Here is a 20,918-nt window from a genome sequence, read left to right as displayed (position 1 = left end):
TTACTCCCCGATAAACGATTCCTTCACGCGCTTCCAGAAAGGAAACGGGCGGAAACGGGCGAATCGGACTTTTTCCTCCGCCACCCGGTACTGAATGGACTCGATGCCCTGATCGACGAGAGTAATATGGTCGATGGTGATCTGCATATCCACATCGTTCACCGGGCGCAGAAGACAGGTATGGTGCTGCGGCAGAATTAACGGCGAGCCAATCGTCCGGTAGACCCGGTTATTGATGCTTGCCATTTCGGCTATTTGAATACTTGATAAGGAGGGGTGCAAAATCGCTCCACCCAGTGATTTATTGTATGCCGTGCTTCCGGAAGGAGTAGAAATACACAGACCGTCTCCGCGAAACGTTTCAAAATGCTCGCCTTTAATGTCGACGTTGCATACGAGAGAACCTTCAAGCGTTTTTACCATACACTCATTTAGAGCCAAGTACCGTTCGAACCTCGTATGTTCATTGTAGCGGACAATCACTTCAAGCAGCGGATATTCCACTACCTGAAATGGCGTTTTCGCGAGATGGATCACCAGCTTCTCCACTTCTTCCGGCTGCCAGTCTGCATAAAAACCAAGATGCCCGGTATGTATACCTACAAAGCAAACATCTTCAAGCGATTCATAGTAATGGTGAAACGCCTGGAGCAGCGTGCCGTCCCCGCCGACAGTAATGACAATGTCCGGGTGGACTTCGTCATGAATCAGCCCAAATTCGTTCAGGTAGGAAAGCACTTTGTCCCTAATTTCATTGGAGGTATCATCTCCACGGGACGTGACATTATATCGCATGTTTTCATCAGTGGACGGGATGCTCATGTATTTGGACCCTCACTTTCCCTGTTTTGCATATAGATACGCTGGGCTTCCCGTACCTCGCCTTTAATTTTAGACATTTCTTCATCGAGCTGAAACGCGGCTTCAGCAGCTCGCTGCAGCCGGTGCTTAATATCCTCCGGAATTTCGCCGCTATATTTATAATTTAAAGAATGCTCTATAGTTGCCCAGAAATTCATCGCCATTGTTCGTACTTGGATTTCTGTGAGTACGTCTTTGCGCCCATCGATCGTATGCACGGGATAAGAAACGACCATATGAAACGACCGGTACCCACTATCTTTCTTTTCTTTGATGTAATCTCTTTCCTCTAAAATTTCAAAATCCTGTCTTGTCCGCATCAGCTCCACAATGGTATCAATATCGCTGACAAATTGGCAGACGATACGAATACCGGCAATGTCCTGCATTTTTGTATCAATTTCGTCGAGCGGGATATCCTTACGCTGGGCTTTATCGAGAATGCTGGTTACAGGCTTGACCCTCCCGGTAACGAATTCGATTGGTGTATGCTGTGAAGATGTTTGGTACTGCTCTCTTAACCCTTTTAATTTCACTTTCATTTCTTCTACTGCCTGCATATAAGGCGAAAGAAATGTCTGCCAGTTGCTCATGGTTTACCACCACTCATTTACATTATTATGAGGTTATACGTTGAAAGCTTCTTCAAATGCAGATACCATTTCAGTACCATAATTCCCGTTTCCAGGCACATTATCCATTAAATACTCAATTTCTTCATGGAAGTTTTCTAAATGGAGCTTGCTTCCGCTTTTTACGTAAACATGCTTCTCGCTTTCATAAGCCGATTTCAAAAGCGGCCATACTCTTTTTGGAATACGCAGCTGCACAAATTCGTCTTCCATATCAAGCACATAAACAAGCGTCAACGCATCGGAGTCTGCAAGCATCTGGCCGCCATCGCTTAATTTTCCCCATTCTTTTTCCGGCCATTCTTCCACCGGATACATTATTAATGTTTCATTGTCTTCTTCGTAATGATTTACAGTCAATATATGCTGCATGTCACAACTCCTCCAAAAATGGCAAGTATACATCCCATATCTGTACTTAATTTTATCATAACTTATGTACACAGACAGAGCTCAAACCATATGATAAGATAATGCATAGCGTTTTTCCAGTAATCCGGTAGCAGAAAGGACGATTCATTATGGCGAAAGAACAGGAAATTGAAGCGAAGAATCTTCTGACGGAAAAAGAATTTTCCTCTTTGGTGACCGGCTTCGCAATCCACGAAAGCGATTTTTCTTCGCAGCAAAATACATATTTTGACACAAAAAGCTTTGCTCTGCGTTCCCGTAAATCCGCTCTGCGCATTCGGGAACGCGCCGGCACTTTCACCTTGACCTTAAAAGAACCTGCCCCGGAAGGGCTTACCGAATGGAATCAGTCTGTCAGCGCTCAGAACGCCCGTGAGGCTATTTCGGGCGGGACACTGCCTGCCGGTGAAGTTTCCGAGCGCCTTCGGTCACTGATCGGTGCCGAGCGTGTCGAAAATATAGGGACGTTGACCACCTACCGGGCTTCCCAGCCCTTTCGCACAGGAGAAATCTTTTTTGATCGAAGTCACTATTTGGGAGTCACAGATTATGAACTTGAAATAGAGGGACCGAGTGAAAAAGATGTTTCTTCCTGGATGAATGAGCTTTCAGAGCAGCACCACTTTCCTCTTCGTAATACTCCAAATAAAATTGAACGCCTGTTTCAACGAAACCGGGAGCAAAATGAAGAACAGTAACATACGCACATTGTTCTTCATTTGAAATACTGGTATATTTTTCTTATCTGAATTTTATTAGTGGGGTGAGTTTTTTGACGATTTCTTCCTCTCTTTTTCCGTCTTCCACGGGCTCAGCAGTTGGAAACAGCCAGCAGGCCACGTCCTCGCAGCCTGCGTTTGCTGCGGGACGCTTTGGCTCCTTTTTATACGATTCCCTAAAGTCAACGCAGGCTATCATGGCTGAGCAGACCGGCAGTGGTTTCAGCCCGGTATCTTCCTCGCTATTTTTAAACCCGGCGAGCGCCGGCAGTTATTTTCGTCATTTAGGCGATGATTCCTCCGCTGTTCCAAACGAGCCTTCCAATAAAGAAGTGAAACAGAATGCCGAACCTGCTTCTGAACGTACTTCTTCTTCCAAGCAGAGTTCAAATTCAAGCTCCGGCATTGTTCAGACGATTGAACGTTTGTCAGAAAAATACGGCGTAGACAGCAAGCTTGTACGTGCACTGGTCAAGCAGGAATCCGGCTTTGATCCAGACGCTAAAAGCCATGCTGGAGCTATGGGGCTGATGCAGCTGATGCCCGGAACAGCTTCCATGCTGAAGGTAAATGATCCAATGGACCCTGAACAGAATCTTGACGGCGGCATACGCTACTTAAGAGATATGCTCAATAAGTACAATGGCAACAAAACGCTTGCCCTTGCCGCTTATAACGCCGGCCCGGGCAACGTTGATAAGTATGACGGCATTCCGCCCTTCAAAGAAACACAGAAATACGTACCAAACGTACTCGCCAACTATCAGGACCTTGTATAATTTGCTTTAAAACAACTCCACACCGGGGTTGTTTTTTTGCCCCGTTCCCCTTTTCGTTCAAAATATTTGCGGTTAACATGTCTCATTGCTAGAATAAAAATTGAAAATACAATAATTACGTTTTGCCCAATTGCTCTGTCTTTTCAGGCATGAGCGTTAAAACGTTGTTCCGGAGGTTCACTATGGCTGCTTTTAAACCGAGCTTTGACCAGATTGGCGAAGAGAAACTTTCCGAGCTGATTGATACGTTTTACGGAAAGGTTGGCGCCCATCCGGATCTCGCTCCTATTTTTCCGGACGACCTTACGGAAACCGCCCGTAAACAAAAGCAATTTATGACTCAATTTTTAGGCGGCCCGCCTTTATATACAGAAGAACACGGCCATCCTCGCCTGCGCGCCCGCCATCTCCCATTTCCAATAACGGAAACACGGGCGAAGGCCTGGCTGTTATGCATGGATGAAGCGATGGAAGAAATAAACTTGGAAAACAACGTTCGGCAGGAAATGTTCCAACGGCTTGTGGTGACAGCCCAACACATGATAAATAATACTGAAGAAAATTCATAATGAAAGGAGCGTGAACTGGTCATGAGCAACGAGCATTTTTCTTTTTGTGATGACAGTTCCGGTTCCTGCAGCCTGTCGCAGTCTACCAGCCCATCTTTATCGAAAAAGCCGCTTGAATTATATATTTTTATGGATCCATTATGCCCGGAATGCTGGGCGTTCGAACCTGTACTAAAAAAGCTGCTCATCGAATACGGCCACTATTTCACGCCAAAGCTCCTGCTTACTTCTAATATTGAATGCTGGAGCGAAGAGAAGCAGAAGCCGTTAAAAGAAGATACGAAAAAAGAAATGTCCCTGTTTTACGAAGAAGTTTCCACATGGTCAGGTATGCCGGCAGACGGAAGCGTATGGCTGAAGCATTCGGCTCCTTCTGCCTACATTCCTGCTTTGGCCATGAAAGCAGCAGAAATGCAGGGCAAGCAGTTGGCCTCCGTTTTTTTCCGGAATATTAGAGAAAATTTGTTTCTGCACGGCCGGGATATTTCTACAGAACAAACGCTTGTTCAAATTGCAGAAGCTACCGGACTGGATATTGAAGAATTCCAGCGGGATATTCATTCTGCCTGCACCCGTAAAGCTTTGAATTGCGATATCAGAACTTCCCGGGAAATGGAAGTCGATCAGGCACCAACGTTCGTTTTCTTTAACGATCATGTCGAAGATGGCGGATTAAAAGTGTCCGGACTTTATCCCTATCAGGTATATGAAGAAATCCTTTCTGACATGCTCGGGTACGTACCGAATCCGGAGCCCTCGCATTCCTTAAAGCTTGAAGATTTTCTCGCGCGCTATCCACGTATTACGACAAAAGAAATTTCTGTTGTATTCGATTGGAGTGAAAAAGAAGCTGAAAAGCAATTGAAGCAGCTTGTGCTAATGAGAAAAATGAAGCACGTGCCATTAAAAAACGGTGCCTATTGGGAGTATACTCCTTCCTTTACCTAAAAGAAGCAAAAAATTAGCGGAGATGCTCTAAAACATCTCCGCTAATTTTTATTGAAGCAGCAATTCTTCTAATTCATTCAACGTGTCTTCAAAGGATTTCATAGCTAATTCAATCGGTGTCGAAGTAGTCATATCAACCCCCGCTTTTTTCAGAACTTCAATCGGATAATCTGAACTCCCGGATTTAAGGAACTCGAGGTAGCGTTCTACCGCAGGCTCTCCTTCCTCTACGATCTGCTGCGACAAAGCAGCTGCTGCACTGTAGCCGGTAGCGTACTGATATACATAAAAGTTCATATAAAAATGGGGTATTCTGGCCCATTCAAGCGCAATATCATCATCAAGCGTCATGTGCGGACCAAAGTACTGCTCGTTTAACTGATAATAAAGAGAATTTAACAAATCCGGAGTTAATGCCTCCCCTGCTTCCGCTTTTTCATGAATTAACTGCTCAAACTCGGCAAACATCGTCTGGCGGAAAACCGTGCCCCGGAAACCTTCAAGATACTGGTTCAACAAATACGCTTTTTCCGTTTTGTTTGTTGTTTGTTCGAGCAAATGACGGGTAAGCAGCGCTTCATTTACAGTAGAAGCCACCTCCGCCACGAAAATGGTGTAATCCGCATAAGGATACGGCTGGTTTTGGTGAGTCAGATAGCTATGCATCGAATGCCCGAGTTCATGGGCAAGCGTATACACATTATTAACACTGTCCTGCCAGTTCATCAAAATGTATGGCATCGTGCCATATGCGCCGGAAGAATACGCACCGCTTCGTTTTCCAACATTTTCATAAACGTCCACCCAGCCCCTTTCAAATCCTCCGGCAATTGTTTCTGTATATTCTTTTCCCAGCGGCTCGAGCGCTTTAAGCACGGTTTCTTTTGCTTCTTCATATGTCATCTTCATATCAATATCTTTGACTAGCGGCGTATACAGGTCGTAGTTATGAATCTCATCAAGCTCAAGCACCTGTTTGCGCAGCTTAACATAGCGGTGAAGCAGCGGCAGATAATCATGAACAGTCGAAATCAGCTGGTCATAAACCTTTTCCGGGATATGATTATTACTTAGCGCCGCTTCCCTCGCCGAACGGTATTTACGTATACTCGCATTGAACGTATTCTTTTTCACCTGGCCGCCAAGCGTGCTTGAAATCGTATTTTTAAACCGGCCGTATGTGCTGTAGACAGCTTTAAAGGCTTCTTCGCGCACACGCCGATCGTCGCTTTCCAAAAAGTTCAGCAGGCGCCCATGCGTCACCTGGGCATCGTTGCCGTTCTCATCTTTTATGGACGGAAATTCCAAATCTGCATTATTAAGCATGCCAAAGGTGTTCCCAGGCACTGCCATCACTTCTGAAGCCTGTGCGAGCAATGCTTCTTCAGATTCTGTCAGCACGTGCGGGCGTTCTTTATTGATGGCATCGAGAGCGTGTTCATACAGGCGCAGCTCGGGCTCCTCATCATAAAAAGCTTTAATCGTTTTCTCCGGTATCGTCAATATTTCCGGCACAAGGAAAGCCGTCGCCTGCCCAAGCTGGCTCGCCAGTCTTCTTGCCCGGTCCTCCATTCCCTGATACAGCGATTCGTTTGTATTTTGATCATAGCGCATATGCGCGTAAACAAATAAACGGCTGAACCGCTCAGTAATTTTATCCTGCTGCTGCAATGCTTCGTACAGCATATGGCCTGAATCTCCAAGACGCCCTTTATACGACTCGATCGCTGGAATTAAGCTTTGAATGTGTTTAAATTCCTCTTCCCATTCTTCGTTACTTGAAAAAATATCCTCTAAATTCCATTTATACTGTTCACTGATTTCTTCGCGTTTTGGCAATTGTTCTACAGCAGATGAACTCAATGGAATGCACCTCCCTTTATCTTTAACTCCTATTGTATCGAACTATCTCCAGTTGTACCAATGAATCGTTTTTCTGTTTCAAGCTTTTTGAGAAAGACTGTAAACATTTTGACGAAACTGCGGTCCTTCGACCATCCTGTTTCCACCGAAACTTCGGGCAGAAGCTCTTTTTTTACATGCCAGCGGCCGTTGTGAAAACAGACCGCCTTCCGGTCCTTAAGCCACTGCAAAAAGTGCCATACCGCCTGGTGCATATACACCTCCGAACGAAGACCCGGACGTATCAAAGGCGCGAGCATTGGATCCTCCTGTACAGAAGCTAAAATATTTTTTAAGGCAGCGCCTTTTTGGTAAATAACCCGGTAAAACAGCAGCGTCTGCCACAGGAGGGGCGGCCCCTGAAAAACGTAACAATACGGTGTCGGCCATCCTAATTCGGCAGGATGCATACTGATGTGGGAAAGAAACCGCGTATATATCTCCAAACCGGCCCAATACTGCCCGCATCCTGCAAATCGGCGAGAGGTATAGCGCCATTTATATTTATGGGCAAGTATTTCACGGTAACCATCGAAGGGCAGGTTCATGGGAGTGAAAAAATGCGGCAGCTTAATAGCTGATAACGGGAATCTTGACGCTCTTGCTGCGATGCGATTAGGCGAGGTTTCAAAAAATGGCTGTACAATTAGAAGTTCCTGGGAAGACCACTTCAGTACAGGCACCGCATTAAAATATCCAGAAAACACCGAACCCCACACCGCTTCATTCCAAAACCAGCGTCCATTGCTTTTTCGCTGGACCAGGTTTGAATCAAAAATCCACAGTGGCAGGATCCTGCTGCCTGTATATGTACGGCTTCTGTCCAAAAGCAATGACGAAGAAATCGCGCTTCTCTGCATCTCTATAGCCACGTTGTTACCCGCCCATTGCACGAATACATCTGCTCTTCGTCCTTCTTCTGGTAATTGTTTTTCCATAATGGGCGAGAGGTTCTGGCCTTTGAGCCAGTCTGCCAGCAAAGCTTTTCCTTGTGTATGTCCCTCCGACTCTCCAAAAACTTGGATGCAATCCGCATTTCGGGAATGAACGAAATGGGGACGGGTGGTTCGGGTTTTACGCAGTTGTAATTCATGATGACAATCCGGGCAGTAGTACGGGGGGTGAATGAAAGGATCCAGGCTTGAAATTGCCCGGCCCTCTGAGGTAAGGGCATTAAACATGAGCATCTGCCTTTCAGGGGAATGACATGCAGGGGATTTTATAAAAAAATAAAAGACCAGCGCCACACGCCAGTCTCTTAGGGATACACACTTATGAGAAGTTTTCGTTAAAGGTCTGAAGACCGTGTTCAGAGGCAATCGTTGTACCATACTCACGTATACGGAAAATGGATAGATCTGATTCATTTCCGTATTCCAGCACGTGGCTTACCATATTGTCCTGTTCATCTTCTGTATAACGCTGATCAAATACTAAATAAAGATAATACCGGTTTTCAAAGAAGTATACTTCATTGTGCACATCCGATACATGAAAAGCTTTACTCAAGCTGATTAGATCTTCCATATCCTGGAACGAAATAACGATTTCCAAATCCTCAGACTCAAGCGACCCATTTCTGTCTGATTTTGACGAACGGTATTGTTCGTCAAGCATATCTACGATGTTATCGTCTACCGGAGCTTCTTCTTTGTTTTCTGAAACCGGAATTTCAAGCTTCACATTTCCATCAGTCACTTGTCCTCTAGTTACAACAATTTCCATGCCCTGGTCGAGTGCCTGTACCTGAATCCATAACGGGCCTTCTATTTCAAAATTTTCTAAGTCGTGAGCTTCATTAATCATGTCAAAGAATAATTCTTCTCCACGTTCACGGTTATACCAAATCTCGTCCCGATCGAAACCACGGTCTTCGATGTCCGTGTACGTAATGTAAAACTTCACTGTCGACTCGTTGATTCTTTCGATTTCCACTATTTTTCTCCCTCCTCAAGCTAGGGTCGGTTTTCTGACTACTATAAAATACTATACCCTAACAATAACATATAGTAATCCTTTTAATCACAGCACCGTATTAGACCCTTTGTGAGTTGTGCTCATCCCAGGATGCAACGTTCGTTGAGGGAGCGGAGCATCAATAATATAACACTGGTTTGGTTTTATATTTTCAGATAAAATCACACTCATGTCAAGGAATGAAACTCATTTTAGCAAAACAAAGCGTAATTATAAAAAGAAGAAAAATTCCGACCGGCGCCGAAATTTTTCTTTCTTTTTAGTTTACCATTTTTTGCGCTTCCATCAAGTTAAAAGTACGGACTTTTCTTGGAAGGAAACGACGGATTTCAGCTTCATTATATCCTACCTGCAGTCGTTTATCATCATAGATGATCGGTCTTCTGAGGAGACCGGGATGTTCGCTGATTAATTGAAAAAGGCGCTGCAATGGAAGATTCTCCATTTCTACGTCTAATTCCTGAAAAACCTTCGAACGACGGGAGACAATTTCGTCTGTGCCGTCTTCTGTAAGGCGGACGATTTCTTTTACTTCATCCACAGTTAAAGGTTCTGCAAAAATATTTCTTTCATTATAAGCAATCTCGTGTTCGTCCAACCATGCTTTCGCTTTCCGACAGGATGTACAACTTGGAGATGTAAGCAATGTCACCATGTTAACAAATCTCTCCTTCCCCAACTATTGGGATTAAAATGGGCGAAAACAACGTATAATATTCTCTGCTTTTTAGTCACAAGCTTATTATACAATAATTATTCTAATTTGAAAAGAGGTTTTAATTAGTTTGTGAACAACTATACTTTTGGACTTTAATTTAGCAATACTCTGTTTATACCTCTTCATCATGGTTTTAAAACTTTATAAGCGTTTAATTTGTTAACGTTTTGTGACAATTCATCTAAACTGTTCACTTTTTATTTTGAATGAACGATTCTCAATTACTTGCTTTGTTTTTCAACAAATCATTCAATTGTTTCCACCCTTACTATACATACGTTAGAAAATGGCTGAAGGTTCACCCTCCAGCCAAATTTCTTTAATTTTTTTCGTTATTATACTGCATATACACAACATGTGTGGCCAGAAAGTCTTCCACCCCATGCTTGCCATCGGCGCCTCCGAGTCCGGATTTGCGAAAACCGGCGTGATAGCCCTGCACAGCTTCAAAGTTTTCCCGATTAACATACGTTTCGCCAAAACGCAGCTCGTTCACTACTCTCATAATTTCATTCATATCTTCACTGTACACAGAAGAGGAAAGGCCAAACACAGTGTCATTGCCTTTTTCTATTGCTTCATCAAGTGTTTGGAACGTATCGATAGGAATAACCGGCCCAAATATTTCTTCCTGCATAATTTCCATGTCATGACGGGCGTTGCTGATTACCGTCGGCTTATAAAAATAACCTTTATTCTGGTCACCCTGTTCACCGCCAGCTACTACTTTCGCTCCAGATTTTTTAGCGTTTTCCACCATCGCATGCACTTCATCGAGGCGATCTTTACTTACGAGCGGACCGACGTCTGCATCTTTAGAGGCACGCGGATCCCCCATTGTTTTTTGTTCAAACGCTTCCTGCAGGCGCTTGGTAAATGCTTCAGCTATGCTTTCATGCACATACACCCGTTCTGCGTTCGTGCAGGCCTGGCCATTATTGGCAAGCCTGGAGGTTGTAATATGCTTCACTGCAGTCTCGATATCTGCGTTTGCTGTTACAATGGCTGGGGCTTTCCCGCCAAGCTCCAGATTCACTTTTGTAATGTTCTGCGCCGCAGCTTCCATTACTTTTGTTCCTGCAGGCACACTGCCTGTCATTGTGATCATATCTACATTTTCATGAGAAGCAAGGGCGTTGCCTATTTCCGAGCCTGTACCTGTAATCAGGTTATAGACGCCCTTTGGCACTTCATCCATTTCGTCAATGATTTTCGTGAATTCAATGGCTGTGTTCGGTGTCTGCTGACTCGGCTTCAGGACAATTGTACAGCCGGTCATCAAAGCCGTGGCTACTTTCCTGGCTAAAATAAATACTGGAAAATTCCAAGGCACAATGCCTCCGACGACTCCTATCGGTTTTTTGTAAATGAAAATATTCTCATTTTCCCGATCACTCGGAAGAATCTCTCCTTCAATTCTTCTTGCCCACTCGGACATGTAGCGGAAATAATCAATAGCAAGTTCCACTTCACCGCTCGCAAGTCCGTAATCCTTGCCCTGCTCTTCCTGCAGAAGATCAATAAAGCGGTCTTTGTTTGCTTCAATTTTATCTCCAAGAGCGCGGACAATATTACCGCGTTCGATATTTGGTGTCAGTTCCCATCCTTTTTGGGCTGCAGATGCGGCAGCAACAGCTTTATCCACGTCTTCTTTTGTCGCTTTTACCGTACGCGAAATGGTTTCTTCCGTCGCCGGGTTTTCAATTTCAATATATTCATCGCTGGATCCGTTTACGTATTCTCCATTGATATACAGTTGATGTGTCTGCATTAGGAACCCTCCTATTTTCTTTACATTAAGGATTGTTCCACCTCAACCAGCCTCTCAAACCTTACGGCATATAAAAAACGCAGCCCGTCTGAGCTGCGCTTCCATTGTATTAAGCGGTGTGTCTTGAAGGAGTTGGAACGCCCTTTTCGGGCGATTTTTCTTTGTTCAGGCCCTTGAGATTCTTTTTAAGCATATCCCGCAGCACTTCTCTTTTCATTTTTCTGCGTTTTTTTGCAACTGCATTTTTCATACCGCTTCGCCCTCCTTTCTAAGCGTTCTTTAATTCATCTTTGTTATCATACGTGAGCACTTCAGTCACATCCTGATACGCTTTACCATAGATTTCTTCGTCTTTGTACGTATGAATGTTTTTGTACGTATGCTTCATTTTTTCATAAATAACTTCTTCTGAGGCATCGTCCGGCGACCAATACAAAATTTCGAGCGTGTTCACTTCATTTGTTGCCAGAGAAATTCTGCTGTAGCCGATGGATTTCGCCTGCCGGAACCCGGCTCTTTCATAAAAACGAAACCGTTTCGCTGTGTCACTTTCTTCATAATCAAGGGGTTCCACTTCTAAAATTATCGGTTTATTCTTACTTTTAAGGCTATCAAGTAATTTCTGTCCGAGTCCTTCTCCTCTAGCTTCCTTCGCTACCAGCAGGTAGTCGATAAAAACAAATTCTTCGGTTTCTACATACATCATAACATGGCGAGGTCCCTCATCCTTATGGTAAATATCACCTTTTTCATCCAGCAGAACTTCCATATGCTTTTTTGATTTCATCTCTTCAACTGGAAAGTATTGGTTCAATTTTTCGTACCAGTTTAGTTTAGACATAATGACCCCCAAATTTGTGTTAAGTATATTATAACGCGAAACCTGGTATATAGTAAGTGTCTTCAGTACTTATTTAAGCTTTCTGAAGGCGCTCTTTCCTATATACAAGCCCCAAAGAGAAATGTTGTTGCATTTACTCTTTCACACTCGTGCGCACAGCAAAAAGGAGCGGTTTTCATCCCCCGCTCCTTTGATTTTCTTTTTACGGCGTATAGTCTGTACCTTTGGAATAAGAATTCTGGGCGTCCCACAGCAGGTACTCTTCAATGCCGTTATCCTGCAGCGCCTGAATCTGCGCCTCCACTTCAGTGCTTCCGTAATGAAGATAATTACCGCTTCCTAAATAGCTTGCAGTAAAATCCTGAATCCACGGCCGGGTTATCGGCTGCTCTTCGAGACTTGATAAAATCTTTGTTTCTGCCTTTGCATAAGCATCGATCACCTCATACGGCTGCTTGTCTGGTTTATCAATATTAAAAACCGCTCCCCCAATGGCTTGGGTAGATCATGGAGCTGATAACGTCTACATTTTCAGAAATCAGCCGGAAATCCTGGCCGATACCCGGAGCCCGTTCCTGGGTAGCTGAATAACCGAAGATATCTGCTGAGACATTTACATTATACTTTGTTTGAAGCGTCTCTTCAGAATAGGCGACAAAATCTGTAACGGCGTCTACTCTTTCCTGCACATTGTCATCCCCATTGTCATAGTCGCCAGTAGAGTAAGTGAGCTGGTCATCCCGTGTTTCGAACCCTTCCGGAAAACGAATGTAATCGAACTGGATATCTTGAAAACCGAGCTTCGCCGCTTCTTCTGCTATTTGAAGATTATAATCCCATACTTCTTTCATGAACGGGTTAGTAAACATATGGCCGCTTCCATTCGACCACGTAGCTCCCCCAGCTGTCTGATAGGAATATTCCGGGTGCTTTTTGGCAAACACATTATCCTTAAAGGTAGTGATACGGGCGATTGGGTAGATATTATGTTCTTCCAGTTTTTTCATCAGGGCTTCGGGGTCCTTGATCATATTTTTCCCTATATCAGGAAGCTCCGAGCCTTCCGGCACGCTGAATGTTAAATTCCCGTGATCGTCTTTAATATCTATTACCATGGCGTTCAGATCCGTGGAGTCAATAAGATCAATTAACTTATCCATTCGAGCGCCGCCCGCCGAGTGACCGGTCACATATATTCCTTTAACTCCCTCTTCAGGGTAGCTGAAATCCAGCCCTGAGTCATATGTAAAGCGCGGCATGCTGCCTGCGAGGGTTAATGTATGCCCGCCGGCCGTCATCGTCGCCAAATCGTGTTCGTTTCCTTCTTCTGCTTTTGCTTCTGCCACAGTAAGTCCTGAAACAACAGTTAATACTGCTGATAAGGTCCAAATGCCTAACTTTTTTTTCATATTGTCCCTGCCTTCGATATTTTTTGTAAAAAAAGCAATTAAATAGTCACTGTTTACTGGAATTATTTTCTTTATTCAATTATACGTGTAATAATACATATTACCAACCATCTTTTTAATTTTCAGCTATTTTTTTGCTTATAAATTTAAATATTTAAAATAATAACTGAATGGCAGTTAATCTTTCATTTCTCTTGCAATCTGGGCTCACAGTTATTATACTATTAAAAATATCTTTAAAACTTGCAGTACTTCCACAGGGTCCTTAGCCTTCATTGGCCGGGGCCCTTTTGCAAAATAATCTACAAAGGAGGAACAATAATGAGCAGAGTAACGATGATTGATATTTACAAACACCCAATTACTCAAAAGTATGTCCGCCGTTCCGGACTTGCCCATGCCATCCGTGTGGCTGATATAGCATTAGAGCTTGCCGGAGAACGAAACGTGGATGTTGATCTCGCTGTAAAAGCTGGTTTTCTGCATGATATGGGCCATTACCTTTTTTACAAAAATGGGAAATGGGACTTTGAAGAGTACCGGACGAACGACATTCATGCTATTAAGGGAGCAGAGCGGGCGCACAAGCTGTTAATCCGGCTCGGCGAAGAACCGGCTCGGGCAAAAGAAGTCAGTATGGCCGTTTTACTGCATACCGATTCGTATCTTCCGGCAGCTAATATCCAGCGCACTCCGCTGCAGCAAGTAGTTGCGGATGCAGATGAACTTGATGAAGAGCCGTCTGGAAGGCATCACTACCGGACGATTACAGAAGAAGAAGCATTCACCCGCCTTCATTCTCTCGATGAACGCCTTGGGCGTGCTGTTTCGGAAGCTATGCATTCGTAAAATGAAAAGAACCCGCCTTCACGCAGGAAGGCAGGTTCCGTGTCTACATATTTTATTTTTCATTGTTTTTTACGTAATAAAACAAGCTGCTCATATCTTTTTTCCCGAATCCTTCGCGATCTGCTCCTTCAAACAATGAAAGTACCTCTCTTCCCGCTCTTGGAGAAATTCCAACACGATCGCTCATTTCCTTAGCCAGGCCGAGATCCTTCAAAAGCAGTTCAAGCGCAAATCCAGTCTCTTCTTTATTGTCATGAAGAAATTCTGTATAGTGACGGTCATAGATTTTACTCTGCCCCATGCTGTTAGTAATAACGGAATGAAGCATTTCCAGATCAACTCCGGCTTTTTCGGCCATTGTTAACCCTTCGCTTACCGCTGCGGTATGCATACCTACCATAAACTGGTTAATCAATTTCACTTTGGTGCCTTTACCGATACTGCCAGCATACGTAATATTTTTGCCTACCGCTTCAAAAATTGGCCCCGCTTTTTCAAAAGCTTGTTCGCTCCCGCCAACCATGACAGCAAGCGTTCCTGCTTCTGCTCCCGTTGTTCCACCGCTGACCGGAGCATCCAGATAATCCACGCCTTTTTGAGCTGCCTCTGCTTCAATTTTTTCATGCAGCTCTGCCGACACCGTACTGAAGTCGATGACGAGAAGTCCCTGCGAAGCATTCGTAATTACCCCGTTTTCACCGAGCATCATCTCCTCTACATGCTCTGGTTTCGGCAGGCAGGTCATGACGACATCCATTTGCCCGGCTGCCTCAGCCGGAGTGATGCCGGTAGTGCCCCCGGCTTTTTGAAAGCGATCTTCCTTTTCGTTTCCTTTGTTGATTCCGTATACGTCAAATCCTTTATTCAAAATATTGATGGCCATCGGCATGCCCATGTTTCCAAGGCCGATGAAAGCAGCTTTTTTCATAAATACTATTCTCCTTTCGTCCAGACATGCGAGTTCATATCCCACTCATGCATGTGATAATCCCGGGCGCCAAGCTGTATGTAAGGATCCTGTTCAACTATTTTCCGTACAGCCTCCTCTTCTTCCCCGCGGTACATGATTAAACCTCCGGCTCCATCAACAAAACGCCCATAAGCCAGCACATTCCCGTTCAGTTCTTCATCCTCAAGAAACTTCAGGTGCTGGGAACGGAACTTTTGCGATTTTTCTTCGTCTTTCATTGTAAGCAGTACAGCAAATATCTTCATAGTAGCCCTCCTTTGAAGTCTTTCTATTTTATTATAGACGTTGTCCTCCAATATTTACATAGATGAAGGGGTTTTCACGCAGCTTCCTTTTGACCTTCCGGGCAAGTTAAGGTACACTAACCCTGTTCTAAAGCGTTTTAAGCTGAAATTATTGTTAGAGAGGGGGCCCCATCATTGGTCTTTGTATTCTTTTTTATAGCGGCTGTTGTTACAGTTATCGCTGCCACTAAGCTGTCTTCGTACTCTGATATTATCAGCGAAAAATCTTCTCTTGGCGGCATGATGGTCGGTACTCTTTTACTTGCTGGAGCCACTTCCCTGCCGGAAGTTACGACGAGTTTAACGGCTGTATTTCTGGATAATCCGGATATTGCCGTAGGCAACGTGCTTGGAAGTAATTTATTTAACATTCTTATTATTGCTGTATTTGATATTTTTTACCGCCGAAGAAGGCTGTTCAACCGAGTTTCCCCAGGACATACATATACAGCTGGACTGGGAGCGCTGCTTGCTTTTGTCACGGGAGCAGCTTTTCTTCTTCAGCTGTCCTGGAATATTTTTGGTGTCGGTATTGATGCGCTCGCCCTTTTAATTTTTTATGCAGTCGGGATAGTCTGGGCAAACCGCCAGAATGAAGGGGTTATTCCAGACGAAGAAGAAGAAGAGGTGCCAAAGCCGAATCTTTCACTGCGCCAGGCTGGAATTGGATTTATTATCGCTGCTTTATTCACCTTGGCCGCTGGTACAGTCCTCACGACTACCGGCGACCAGATCGCTGTAATAACAGGCCTGGGCTCAAGTTTTATCGGCAGTTTTTTAATAGCTGCTTCAACCTCCCTGCCTGAAGCAGTTTCTGTTTATGTAGCGATGAAGCTGAAAAACTACAATCTGGCGCTGGGTTCTATTTTGGGAAGCAACTTGTTCAATTTAACTCTGCTTGCCCTGAGTGATATTTTTTACAGAGGAGAACCAATCATTTCCGCAGCAAGCCGGACAAACCTGGTGACTTCTCTCGGCATTACGCTTCTTGCTGCCATAGTATTTTACGCAGTCCTGCGAGGCAGCAAGCGGAAAACACCAGCCTTCTATCTCTGGCCTTCCATAACCCTTGTCATTGTTTACTTTATCGCCTCCTACTTAACCTTTATCGGCCTGGGGGCTGAGTGGTGATGAAGCCATGAAAAGCAGCCTTCGTCTGTGGATGCTTATAACAGCTCTATTGTGGATAGCAGCGCTTGCCCTGCAGGCTCGCTTCGGAGGATTTCCTGCCTGGCCGGGATTTATTCTCTTTATCGCACTCGTTATTGAGTGGTCCGCCCTTCTTGTTCTTAAATATAAAAATCAGCGGAAGTAAGTTTTGGATGAAAGGATGTATAATATGAAAACCGTTTTTTCCGGTGTCCAGCCGAGCGGAACACCTACCATCGGCAATTATCTGGGAGCAATCAAACATTTTGTCGATTTACAGAAGGACTACCGCAGTTTTTTCTGTATTGTAAACCAGCACGCTATCACAGTGCCTCAAGGTAAGCAGGAGCTGCAGCACAACACTCGGAGTCTGGCAGCATTGTATATCGCCGCCGGCCTCGATCCTGAAAAAGCAACGATTTTTATTCAATCGGAGGTTCCTGCCCACGCCCAGCTTGGCTGGATGCTTCAATGCATTGCCTATATCGGGGAGCTTGAACGCATGACCCAGTTTAAAGACAAGGCTGAAGGACGCTCAGGAGTGCCCGGCGCTCTTTTGACTTACCCGCCGCTGATGGCAGCAGACATTCTTTTATATGGTACAGATATTGTTCCCGTCGGTGAAGACCAGAAGCAGCATCTGGAACTGACACGGACGCTCGCTGAACGTTTCAATCAGCAATACAATGATATCTTCACCGTTCCGGAAACAAAAATTGCCGGAAACGGGGCAAGGATTATGTCTCTGCAGCATCCGGATAAGAAAATGAGCAAATCTGATTCCAATCAAAAAGCTTTCATCTCTATGCTTGATGATGAAAAGACGATCATGAAGAAAATGAAAAGCGCTGTTACGGATTCGGGACGGGAGATCCGCTATGATACTGAAAATAAACCCGGAGTAAGCAACCTCCTTACTATTTACGCTATTTCTAAAAACATCAGCATCGAAGAGGCGGAGCAAAAGCTCAGCTCAGAAAGCTACGGCTCTCTTAAAGAAGAGACCGGTGCCGCTGTTGCTGATATTCTCGTGCCGCTTCAGGAGCGCCACGCAGAACTGATGGCGTCTTCAGAGCTCGATGAGATATTAGATCAAGGGGCAGAAACGGCCCGCCTGGCCTCCTCCAAAATGCTTGCAAAAGCAGAGCGTGCCATGGGCCTTGAACGAAAGAAACGGTAGAAGCTCCCAAGTCGGGAGCTTTTATTTTTTCCTTCCCGGGTATTAGTATAGAGGAAATATATCTCGCACCTGGAGGGTCGAAAGTGACTGTACGAGAAGAAAAACAAAAACAGCTGCGCGAGCTGCTTAAACAATCTGAGGAGCTGCAACAGTCCATCAACCAGCTGGCCCGGGAACTTGCAAATGAAACCCGGGTGCTGCAGGTTCATTTATACAAGGAGCAAAAAGACCAGCTTGAAGATATTACCCGGTATTTTGACGAAGTGAATATGGAGGCCGACCAGACCCGGCCTGAAGCCATTCTTACCATGGCGCTCAATCACTTCCACAGTCATTTGATGCATGTAAAAAACAGCGACTAAGGAGGCAGCTGCCATGGATGTAATTTTGACCCACCGCCATATGGATTTTGACGCTCTCGCTTCTGCTGTAGCTGCTTCCAGGCTTTATCCGGAAGCCCGTCTCGTTCTGCAGGAGGATCAATCCGAAGAAGTTAATGAATACCTGGCGCTTTTTAAAGATGAATTTCCATTTGTGTCCTCCCGCCATATCGATTGGAATGATCTGCATACAGTAATTTTGACTGATGTCTCCGAACCGGACCGGGCCAGGGACGGACTCACCTTTTCCTCAGCACCGCACTGGATTATTTATGACCATCATACAAACAAAAAAGTGCCTGGGTCACCGGAAGCAGCAATCGATGCAAGGATCGAACCAACAGGCGCTGCCGTCACCATTCTTATTGAAGAACTAATACAGCGCCAGTTCTCTCTTACTCCAACCGAGGCCACTCTGTTAGCTCTTGGGTTATATACCGATACCGGATCGCTCGTCTACCCGAGTACAACGCTTAGAGATCTGCAGGCTGCAGTATTTTTAATGGAGCAGGGCATGAATTTAGATACTGTGGGTCAATATATGGAAGAGTCTCTTTCTCCGGATCAGCAGTATGCTCTAAGGGCATATCTCGGAGCAGCAGAGATCATCGAACGCGAAGGACTTCAGCTTTTAATCACAAAATTTGATGCCGGCGACAAGCACATCGGCGGCTTGAATACTGTTACTTCGAATTTGATAGAAACAACCGGTGCTAGCGCTGTCATTACCTTGACCAAAGCCCAGGGAAAAATATTCGTTATCGGCCGATCGGCTACCGACCGCATTCATCTTCCGGATATCTTAGCCCCTTTTGGCGGTGGCGGACATTCCCGGGCCGGGTCTGCCACCATCAAAGATCAGCTGCTTGATGATGTTTATGACCAGATTAAATCACAGCTCCAGGCTGCAGTAGGACGTTCCATTACTGCAGAAGAACTAATGAGCAGGCCGGTGAAGACGTTAAAACCTGAAACGACCATCAAAGAAGCAGAAGGTATGGTACTCCGCTACGGCCATAGTGGCTTCCCGGTCGTAAACGACCAGTATGAATTGGTAGGCATTATTTCCCGCCGCGATATTGATAAAGCAATGCATCATCAGCTGGGGCATGCTCCTGTTAAGGGATACATGAGCTCTAATTTGCATACCGCGTCCCCACACCACCGGTTTGAAGAACTGCAGCAGCAGATGGTTCAGCATAACGTTGGCCGGCTGCCCATTATCGACCGCCGCGGGGCGTTAATCGGCCTCGTTTCGCGCAGTGACATCATTGCCCGCCTTCGTGAAGATTCTACTGCCTCTGAAACGGTCAATATGGAAGAAAACATGCGCATGACTCTGCCTGATTCGATTCAGCGGCGGCTTCGGGCAGTCGGTGAAGAAGGCGCCCGGCAGCATTTGCGCACCTATTTAATTGGCGGCGTCGTTCGCGACATTATTCTACAGAAGGGCAATGAAGATATAGATATTGCTGTCGAAGGCGACGGCATTGCCTTTGCTTCAGATATCGCTTCCAAGTGGAACGGTGAAATTCATAAGCACGAAGCTTTTGGAACTGCTACAATTACTTGGCCGGACGGATTAAAAATGGATATCGCAAGCTCACGCACCGAATTTTATGAAAAGCCCGGCTCCCTGCCGGACGTGGAAAGTTCTACCTTAAAAGAGGACTTATTCCGGCGGGATTTTACGATTAACGCTATGGCTCTTGCCCTTCATCCTGAAGAGTTCGGGAATCTCATTGACCATTTTTCCGGGCTCGAGGATTTAAAACGAGGGTCTATCCGGGTGCTGCACAATTTAAGCTTTGTGGAGGACCCAACCCGCATTCTTCGGGCTATCCGCTTTGAACATCGCTTTGATTTTGCCATGGATCATGAAACCGAAGCTTTTATTGCCCAGGCGGTTAACGCTATTCATGCGTTGTCGACAGACAGAATACTGGCTGAATTTCAGCGACTCACAGCTGAAATGCCTCCTGCCCAGCTATTTCACCGTCTCCAGAAGCTAGATGTTTTATCTGCCTTTCTGCCTGGAGCGGTCTGGGATAATACGGCAGAACGATTGCTTCCTTATATCACCAGTCTTCAATCATCTTTGTTCATGACCCTGCTGCCATTGTTTCTTCAGGAAAGCGGGCGGGTGCTATCGGCTGGGCGGGTGGCCGTACGGAAACAGGATAAACAGCTGGTCCGGCATGTGCATCACCTGCTCGATGAAAGCTGGGCACTCTCTATTGAAAGACCCGGTGATTTTCACCGGATAGCTGCGCATGTCTCCCCTCTTTCAGTTGACATCGCTGTTTACTGCCTTGAATACAGTGCCCGGCAGCCGGAAAAAGCGTCTTTGCTCAGACAGTACCAGGAGAAATGGCAAGAGCTTCCCTCCTGGATTTCCGGCGCTGACCTTCGGCGCCTCGGACTCCGCCCCGGACCGCTCTATAAATTCATTATCAGTGAAACCGAAAAAGCCATTATTAATGAAGAAATCACTTCTTCCCAGGAAGCGCTCAATTACGCGGAAGCTCTTATTCACAGCTGCCAGCCCTAAGTGCATAAAAAAACCCGG

At 45.2% G+C, this 20,918-nt stretch carries 21 protein-coding genes and 1 pseudogene; 9 read left to right on the top strand and 13 right to left on the bottom strand.

Annotation, left to right across the window (positions count from 1 at the left end; translation table 11 throughout):
* From B5066_RS10665 to B5066_RS10655, 3 genes are read right to left on the bottom strand one after another with little or no spacing between them, the layout of a single operon-like run.
* Positions 1-795 (bottom strand): NAD kinase, encoded by a 795-nt coding sequence (locus tag B5066_RS10665; RefSeq protein ID WP_027847484.1) that lies wholly within the window; start codon positions 793-795, stop codon positions 1-3.
* 23 nt (positions 796-818) lie between these two features.
* The gene (gene yjbM, locus B5066_RS10660) at positions 819-1,454 is read right to left on the bottom strand and encodes a GTP diphosphokinase (protein WP_079475906.1); all 636 of its coding nucleotides are present in this window, start codon (positions 1,452-1,454) and stop codon (positions 819-821) included.
* A 33-nt stretch (positions 1,455-1,487) separates the two neighbouring features.
* A complete protein-coding gene (locus B5066_RS10655; RefSeq protein ID WP_079475905.1) occupies positions 1,488-1,865 on the bottom strand; it encodes a UPF0738 family protein in 378 nt (125 codons plus the stop codon).
* 149 nt (positions 1,866-2,014) lie between these two features.
* Here B5066_RS10655 and B5066_RS10650 point away from each other — a divergent pair, with 149 nt between their 5' ends.
* From B5066_RS10650 to B5066_RS10635, 4 genes are all read left to right on the top strand, one after another.
* On the top strand, positions 2,015-2,602 hold the full coding sequence (locus tag B5066_RS10650) for a CYTH domain-containing protein (protein WP_079475904.1): 588 nt from the start codon (positions 2,015-2,017) through the stop codon (positions 2,600-2,602).
* Between the two features lie 74 nt (positions 2,603-2,676).
* Entirely contained in the window at positions 2,677-3,402 is a 726-nt protein-coding gene (locus tag B5066_RS10645; protein ID WP_233133416.1) for a lytic transglycosylase domain-containing protein, read from the top strand.
* Between the two features lie 182 nt (positions 3,403-3,584).
* On the top strand, positions 3,585-3,971 hold the full coding sequence (locus B5066_RS10640; protein WP_079475903.1) for a globin domain-containing protein: 387 nt from the start codon (positions 3,585-3,587) through the stop codon (positions 3,969-3,971).
* Between the two features lie 21 nt (positions 3,972-3,992).
* Positions 3,993-4,919 (top strand): ClpXP adapter SpxH family protein, encoded by a 927-nt coding sequence (locus B5066_RS10635; protein ID WP_079475902.1) that lies wholly within the window; start codon positions 3,993-3,995, stop codon positions 4,917-4,919.
* Positions 4,920-4,967: 48 nt separating this feature from the next.
* On the opposite strand, the gene pepF is transcribed toward B5066_RS10635, so the two are convergent.
* The 8 genes and pseudogenes from pepF to B5066_RS10600 form a co-directional block, all read right to left on the bottom strand.
* Entirely contained in the window at positions 4,968-6,782 is a 1,815-nt protein-coding gene (gene pepF, locus B5066_RS10630) for an oligoendopeptidase F (protein ID WP_307725202.1), read from the bottom strand.
* 29 nt (positions 6,783-6,811) lie between these two features.
* Positions 6,812-8,002, bottom strand: coding sequence for a competence protein CoiA (locus tag B5066_RS10625; protein WP_179124089.1), 1,191 nt, complete (start codon positions 8,000-8,002; stop codon positions 6,812-6,814).
* Positions 8,003-8,093: 91 nt separating this feature from the next.
* Positions 8,094-8,756: an adaptor protein MecA gene (gene mecA / locus B5066_RS10620; protein ID WP_079475899.1), complete on the bottom strand. Its 663-nt coding sequence runs from the start codon at positions 8,754-8,756 to the stop codon at positions 8,094-8,096.
* A 301-nt stretch (positions 8,757-9,057) separates the two neighbouring features.
* The gene (gene spxA, locus B5066_RS10615) at positions 9,058-9,453 is read right to left on the bottom strand and encodes a transcriptional regulator SpxA (RefSeq protein ID WP_022795164.1); all 396 of its coding nucleotides are present in this window, start codon (positions 9,451-9,453) and stop codon (positions 9,058-9,060) included.
* 382 nt (positions 9,454-9,835) lie between these two features.
* Positions 9,836-11,287: an aldehyde dehydrogenase gene (gene aldA / locus B5066_RS10610; RefSeq protein ID WP_079475898.1), complete on the bottom strand. Its 1,452-nt coding sequence runs from the start codon at positions 11,285-11,287 to the stop codon at positions 9,836-9,838.
* 109 nt (positions 11,288-11,396) lie between these two features.
* Positions 11,397-11,537 (bottom strand): hypothetical protein, encoded by a 141-nt coding sequence (locus tag B5066_RS16755; protein ID WP_022795166.1) that lies wholly within the window; start codon positions 11,535-11,537, stop codon positions 11,397-11,399.
* An 18-nt stretch (positions 11,538-11,555) separates the two neighbouring features.
* Entirely contained in the window at positions 11,556-12,128 is a 573-nt protein-coding gene (locus tag B5066_RS10605) for a GNAT family N-acetyltransferase (RefSeq protein ID WP_079475897.1), read from the bottom strand.
* A 202-nt stretch (positions 12,129-12,330) separates the two neighbouring features.
* A pseudogene (locus B5066_RS10600) lies at positions 12,331-13,537 on the bottom strand (putative glycoside hydrolase).
* Between the two features lie 321 nt (positions 13,538-13,858).
* Here B5066_RS10600 and B5066_RS10595 point away from each other — a divergent pair.
* Positions 13,859-14,386, top strand: coding sequence for an HD domain-containing protein (locus B5066_RS10595; protein ID WP_079475896.1), 528 nt, complete (start codon positions 13,859-13,861; stop codon positions 14,384-14,386).
* Between the two features lie 52 nt (positions 14,387-14,438).
* Here the strand turns inward: B5066_RS10595 and B5066_RS10590 are convergent, their stop codons facing one another.
* A complete protein-coding gene (locus tag B5066_RS10590; RefSeq protein WP_079475895.1) occupies positions 14,439-15,314 on the bottom strand; it encodes an NAD(P)-dependent oxidoreductase in 876 nt (291 codons plus the stop codon).
* A 5-nt stretch (positions 15,315-15,319) separates the two neighbouring features.
* Complete coding sequence (locus tag B5066_RS10585; protein WP_079475894.1) at positions 15,320-15,601, bottom strand: YciI family protein; 282 nt, start codon at positions 15,599-15,601, stop codon at positions 15,320-15,322.
* Between the two features lie 174 nt (positions 15,602-15,775).
* Between B5066_RS10585 and B5066_RS10580 the strand changes: the two genes are divergently transcribed.
* From B5066_RS10580 to B5066_RS10565, 4 genes are all read left to right on the top strand, one after another.
* Entirely contained in the window at positions 15,776-16,771 is a 996-nt protein-coding gene (locus B5066_RS10580; RefSeq protein ID WP_079475893.1) for a sodium:calcium antiporter, read from the top strand.
* 208 nt (positions 16,772-16,979) lie between these two features.
* A complete protein-coding gene (gene trpS, locus B5066_RS10575) occupies positions 16,980-17,969 on the top strand; it encodes a tryptophan--tRNA ligase (protein ID WP_079475892.1) in 990 nt (329 codons plus the stop codon).
* Positions 17,970-18,052: 83 nt separating this feature from the next.
* A complete protein-coding gene (locus tag B5066_RS10570) occupies positions 18,053-18,331 on the top strand; it encodes a hypothetical protein (protein WP_079475891.1) in 279 nt (92 codons plus the stop codon).
* Between the two features lie 13 nt (positions 18,332-18,344).
* A complete protein-coding gene (locus B5066_RS10565; RefSeq protein WP_079475890.1) occupies positions 18,345-20,900 on the top strand; it encodes a CBS domain-containing protein in 2,556 nt (851 codons plus the stop codon).
* Positions 20,901-20,918 lie beyond the last annotated feature (18 nt).

The sequence above is a fragment of the Marinococcus halophilus genome, assembly GCF_900166605.1.
GTDB classification, from domain to species: domain Bacteria; phylum Bacillota; class Bacilli; order Bacillales; family Marinococcaceae; genus Marinococcus; species Marinococcus halophilus.
This window is presented reverse-complemented; position numbering and strand designations above follow the sequence as displayed.

What these genes read in the sequence shown, in the direction of transcription:
- B5066_RS10665 (WP_027847484.1), bottom strand. Translation starts at nt 795, where the DNA reads ATGCGATATAATGTCACGTCCCGTGGAGATGATACCTCCAATGAAATT.
- yjbM (WP_079475906.1), bottom strand. Translation starts at nt 1,454, where the DNA reads ATGAGCAACTGGCAGACATTTCTTTCGCCTTATATGCAGGCAGTAGAA.
- B5066_RS10655 (WP_079475905.1), bottom strand. Translation starts at nt 1,865, where the DNA reads ATGCAGCATATATTGACTGTAAATCATTACGAAGAAGACAATGAAACA.
- B5066_RS10650 (WP_079475904.1), top strand. Translation starts at nt 2,015, where the DNA reads ATGGCGAAAGAACAGGAAATTGAAGCGAAGAATCTTCTGACGGAAAAA.
- B5066_RS10640 (WP_079475903.1), top strand. Translation starts at nt 3,585, where the DNA reads ATGGCTGCTTTTAAACCGAGCTTTGACCAGATTGGCGAAGAGAAACTT.
- B5066_RS10635 (WP_079475902.1), top strand. Translation starts at nt 3,993, where the DNA reads ATGAGCAACGAGCATTTTTCTTTTTGTGATGACAGTTCCGGTTCCTGC.
- B5066_RS10625 (WP_179124089.1), bottom strand. Translation starts at nt 8,002, where the DNA reads ATGTTTAATGCCCTTACCTCAGAGGGCCGGGCAATTTCAAGCCTGGAT.
- spxA (WP_022795164.1), bottom strand. Translation starts at nt 9,453, where the DNA reads ATGGTGACATTGCTTACATCTCCAAGTTGTACATCCTGTCGGAAAGCG.
- aldA (WP_079475898.1), bottom strand. Translation starts at nt 11,287, where the DNA reads ATGCAGACACATCAACTGTATATCAATGGAGAATACGTAAACGGATCC.
- B5066_RS16755 (WP_022795166.1), bottom strand. Translation starts at nt 11,537, where the DNA reads ATGAAAAATGCAGTTGCAAAAAAACGCAGAAAAATGAAAAGAGAAGTG.
- B5066_RS10605 (WP_079475897.1), bottom strand. Translation starts at nt 12,128, where the DNA reads ATGTCTAAACTAAACTGGTACGAAAAATTGAACCAATACTTTCCAGTT.
- B5066_RS10595 (WP_079475896.1), top strand. Translation starts at nt 13,859, where the DNA reads ATGAGCAGAGTAACGATGATTGATATTTACAAACACCCAATTACTCAA.
- B5066_RS10590 (WP_079475895.1), bottom strand. Translation starts at nt 15,314, where the DNA reads ATGAAAAAAGCTGCTTTCATCGGCCTTGGAAACATGGGCATGCCGATG.
- B5066_RS10585 (WP_079475894.1), bottom strand. Translation starts at nt 15,601, where the DNA reads ATGAAGATATTTGCTGTACTGCTTACAATGAAAGACGAAGAAAAATCG.
- trpS (WP_079475892.1), top strand. Translation starts at nt 16,980, where the DNA reads ATGAAAACCGTTTTTTCCGGTGTCCAGCCGAGCGGAACACCTACCATC.
- B5066_RS10565 (WP_079475890.1), top strand. Translation starts at nt 18,345, where the DNA reads ATGGATGTAATTTTGACCCACCGCCATATGGATTTTGACGCTCTCGCT.